Origin of the sequence: Bradyrhizobium forestalis, assembly GCF_002795245.1 — a bacterium.
Classification (GTDB): domain Bacteria; phylum Pseudomonadota; class Alphaproteobacteria; order Rhizobiales; family Xanthobacteraceae; genus Bradyrhizobium; species Bradyrhizobium forestalis.
Genome location: NZ_PGVG01000092.1, coordinates 1 through 4,024, shown reverse-complemented (window position 1 = coordinate 4,024; position 4,024 = coordinate 1). Strand labels below are relative to the sequence as shown.

The 4,024-nt window shown below is 65.6% G+C and carries 3 protein-coding genes; 1 reads left to right on the top strand and 2 read right to left on the bottom strand.

Annotated elements, in window-relative coordinates:
• Window positions 1-241 precede the first annotated feature (241 nt).
• A complete protein-coding gene (locus CVM73_RS38530) occupies window positions 242-1,594 on the bottom strand; it encodes a malonyl-CoA decarboxylase (protein ID WP_100236916.1) in 1,353 nt (450 codons plus the stop codon).
• A 225-nt stretch (window positions 1,595-1,819) separates the two neighbouring features.
• The gene (locus tag CVM73_RS38525) at window positions 1,820-2,635 is read right to left on the bottom strand and encodes an AraC family transcriptional regulator (protein WP_167407306.1); all 816 of its coding nucleotides are present in this window, start codon (window positions 2,633-2,635) and stop codon (window positions 1,820-1,822) included.
• A gap of 60 nt (window positions 2,636-2,695) precedes the next feature.
• Here CVM73_RS38525 and CVM73_RS38520 point away from each other — a divergent pair, with 60 nt between their 5' ends.
• Window positions 2,696-3,868 (top strand): MFS transporter, encoded by a 1,173-nt coding sequence (locus CVM73_RS38520; protein ID WP_100236914.1) that lies wholly within the window; start codon window positions 2,696-2,698, stop codon window positions 3,866-3,868.
• Window positions 3,869-4,024: the final 156 nt, after the last annotated feature.

Here is a 4,024-nt window from a genome sequence, read left to right as displayed (position 1 = left end):
TCCTCGCTCGAGCGCCCCGCGGCAATCGCAGCCCAGAACGGCCTACAACTCTCTCGCAGAATTCCTTGGGACCGCGTCATCGCAACCTCCTTTGTCAAGGTGTTGCAACGACCGATTGAATTCGCCCAGTACGCCGCGGCGGTTGTGGCTAAAGCGAGTTCTCCGACGCTGGCCTCTGGAATACTGGATCGCCCGGTCGAGCCGGGCGATGACGCCGTCTTTGCAGCTATATCTCGGTCCCTTACGACAACCGCATATCCAGCAGCCGGCGTCCCTCGCCCTTCAGCAGCTTCTTCACCGCGCTCGACGCCACCACCTCGCCGTCATTGGCGTAGGCCTCGTGGTTCTTCTCGATGTCGTCGAGGCGGTAGAGGTAGTTGACCATGATGCCCGCCGACTCGCGCATGCCCTTCGGCGAGAGGTCCCCTAACCAGTTGATGCGCTCGAGCCGCGCGCCGTTGCCGAGATGGAAGCGGGCGACGGAATCGATCAGCCGGCCTTTTGGCGTGCGCGCCCTCAGGAAGTAGTGGGCGGCAAGCGGCTCCAGCACACTGCGCAGCAGCGCTGCCGTCTCCGGGTTTTCGAACCATTTGGGATCGTCGAGGCGCTTCAGCATCTCGCGGTCCTCGTCCGACAGCGGCAGGTCCTTGTCCTGCTTCACCCAGGCCATGAAGCCGGGCACCGGCGACAGCGTCACGAAGCTGTCGAGCTTCGGGAGCTCGCGGCGCAACTCCTCCACCACCTGCTTGATCAGGAAGCTGCCGAAGGAGATGCCGCCAAGGCCGCGCTGGGTGTTGGAGATCGAATAGAACACGGCGGTGCGCGCCTTCGCGATGGGAAGGTGCTGGCGGTCGACCGCGAGCAGCGGCGCGATCGCGCCGGGAATCGTCTCGGTCAGCGCCACCTCGACGAAGATCAGCGGCTCGTCCACCATCGCGGGATGGAAGAAGGCGTAGCAGCGGCGGTCGACGGGATCGATGCGGCGGCGCAGATCGTCCCAGTCGGAGATCTCGTGCACGGCTTCGTAACGGATGATCTTTTCGAGGATGTTGGCCGGGGTCGACCAGTCGATCCTGCGCAGCACGAGAAACCCCCTGTTGAACCACGAAGAGAGAAGATGCGAGACGTCGCGGTCGAGCGCGGCGAGATCGGTGTGTCCGTTCATCATGCCGAGCAGATCGGCGCGCATGTTGACGAGATCGCCGGTACCGCCCGGCGCACGGTTGAGACGGCGGATCAGCTCCTGCCGCCGCGGCTCGGAGGCGAAGTGCAGGGCGCTGGCATCCTCGTCGCTCGGCGTCGCGCGCCATTGCTCGATCGCCTTGGACAATCGTTCCCGGTCGGGGCCGAAAAAGTGCACCAGTCCTTCGAAGAAGGCGCGGCGTCCCGCCGCATCCAGCTCCCGATAGAGATCGAGCACCTCGCGCGCCATGGCGGTGCCGGACGCTTCGCCCCGGCCGGACAGCAGCGCGCCGCAAAGCTCGAGCAGTCCATCGGCATCCCGTCTGGTGCCCGAGGCGTCGCCGCGGCGAAGCAGCGTGCGGCCGCGCTCGGAGATGGTGGCGAGCAGGTCGGAGAAGAAGGCGTTGGCCATCTGGGCTTTCGTGTCAGGTTTGTGCGATGCGGAAGCTTACACGGGATTTGGGTGGAAGCCGATCACAATCAAGCAGGGGCGTTTCGTATCTTTAGTGGTGCCATGCACTCCACGGTACACTGTCATGCCCCGCGTAGGCGGGGCATCCAGTACGCCGCGGCTGCTCGGTTCTAGCCGCGCCGTCTCTGGAATACTGGATCGCCCGCCCCTGTGCGCAATTGCGCACTAGGCGGGCGATGACGCCGAGTGTGTGGCAAACTCCGTCGGGGTACGCCCCGTCACCTGGCGGAACGCGGCCGAGAACGCCGGCACGCTGGCATAGCCGAGCTGGGTCGCGAGCTGCTTCACCGACACGTTGGCATCCGTCGACAGGCGCTGGATCGCAGCCGCGATCCGCGCGCGCTGGCACCAGCTCTTGAAGCTCAGCTGCGTCTCGCTCGAGAACAGCCGCGACAGCGTGCGCGCCGAGGTTCCGACCTCGCGCGCCAGGGTATCGATGTCGTGCAGGCCGGTGGGATCGTCGAGCACGATCATCGCGGCGCGGCGGCAGCGCGGTTCATGCGGCAGCGGCACGAAGGTCGCGGAATCTTCGGCCTGGTGCAATTCCAGCATGACGAGGCGCACCAGCAGCTCGGTGCGCTCCTCGGTGTTGCGCGCGTCGAACAGCGCCAGGATCGCCTGATTGAGCAGCGGCGACACCCGCACCACGAATTCCCTGGTCAGGCCGTCATAGCGCTTTTCGCGCTTCAGCCAAGCCAGGTCGAAATACAGCGTGCGCATCTCGATGTCGGCGAGCAGGTCGATGGCGTGCTCGAGCCCGGCCGGCACCCAGACGGCCCGGTCCGGCGGCACCAGCCAACGTCCGCCGGGCGTCGTCACCTGCATCGTGCCCTTCGCGGCATAGATCAGCTGCGCCTCGCGGTGCAAATGCGGCTCGATCCGCATCCCCCTGGGATAATCGCGGGCGACCAGGTGGACGCCGGCGGGCGAGCGGTGATTGCTCCGGACCTCCCGGAGGATTGGCGTTTCCAAGACAGTCATTGGCGGCACCCCGTCATGGGCAGGACATATAACTCATTTCGGAGCAGGAGAGGATTCCGTATGAACAGCCCCAGCCGGGTCATCAGTTTCGTCAACGCAGGCCATTTCATCGACCATTATTCGATGCTGATCTTCGCCGCCGCCGTCATCATCATGGGCCCGGCGCTCGGCATGGCCTATTCGGAACTCCTGCCTTACGCGACGCCCGGTTTCGTCGCCTTCGGTGCGGGCTCGCTGCTCACCGGCTGGCTCGGGGACCGCTGGAGCCGCCGCCACATGATGCTGATCTTCTTCGTCGGCATCGGCGCCTCCATGATCGCGGTCGGCTTCGCGCAGACGCCCGTGCAGCTTGGCGCTGCGCTGCTCGCGATCGGCATGTTCGCCTCGATCTATCATCCCGTCGGCACCGCCATGATCGTGTCCTATGCCGACCGGCTCGGCCGCGAGATGGGTATCAACGGCGTCTGGGGCAATCTCGGCGTGGCGTCGTCGGCCTTGGTCACCGGCGTGATCGGCCAATATCTCGGCTGGCGCTTTGCCTTCATCGTTCCCGGCGTGGTCACGGTCCTGATCGGCATCGGCTTCGCGATGAGCGTCGTGCACGAGGACCGCAAGGGCTCAAAGCAGGCGGCGGCACAGGCGCGGGTGGCAAAACAGGACATGTGGCGCGTGATCCTGTCGCTGCTGATCGTGGTGATCGCGATCTCGACGACGTTCAACGCCGTCACCGTGGCGCTGCCAAAGCTGTTCGCCGAGCGGCTCGCGGACCTGACCAAGAGCCCGGCGCTGCTCGGGGTCATCGCCGCGTGCGTCTACGTGTTCGGCGCGATGACGCAGTACACGATCGGCCGGCTGCTCGATCGCCATTCGCTGAAGACGGTGGCGCTGCCGCTGTCCTTCATGCTGGCGCCGTTCCTGTATCTGGCCGCGAGCCTGTCCAACCTGCCGCTGATCGTGGTGTCGATCGGCATCGTCATGGGCGCGTTCGGGCAGGTCACGGTGAACGATGCCATGGTCGGCAAGTACACCACGGAAGAGTGGCGCTCGCGCGCCTATGCGGTGCGCTATTTCGTCGGCTTCACCGCCGCCGGCGCCTCCGTCGGCCTGGTTGCCTGGCTCTACGAGCAGGGCGGCTTCGTCACCATGCTGCACGCCTTCGCCGCCCTCTGCCTGCTCGCGATCGCCGCGGCGATCATTTTGCCCCGCGAGATCAGGACGCCGCAGCCGGTGTGAGCTCTCGTGTCCCGGACAAGCGGAGCGCAGAGCCGGGACCCATATGTGGACGGCCCCCTGCTGGCAAGAGGCGGAATGATATTCTGATCGAAGCGATTGCGGCCATATGTCCGGTCTTTGATGCGGTCGCACATGACCGCTGCCAAGATGGGGTAC

What these genes read in the sequence shown, in the direction of transcription:
- CVM73_RS38520 (WP_100236914.1), top strand. Translation starts at nt 2,696, where the DNA reads ATGAACAGCCCCAGCCGGGTCATCAGTTTCGTCAACGCAGGCCATTTC.
- CVM73_RS38525 (WP_167407306.1), bottom strand. Translation starts at nt 2,635, where the DNA reads ATGACTGTCTTGGAAACGCCAATCCTCCGGGAGGTCCGGAGCAATCAC.
- CVM73_RS38530 (WP_100236916.1), bottom strand. Translation starts at nt 1,594, where the DNA reads ATGGCCAACGCCTTCTTCTCCGACCTGCTCGCCACCATCTCCGAGCGC.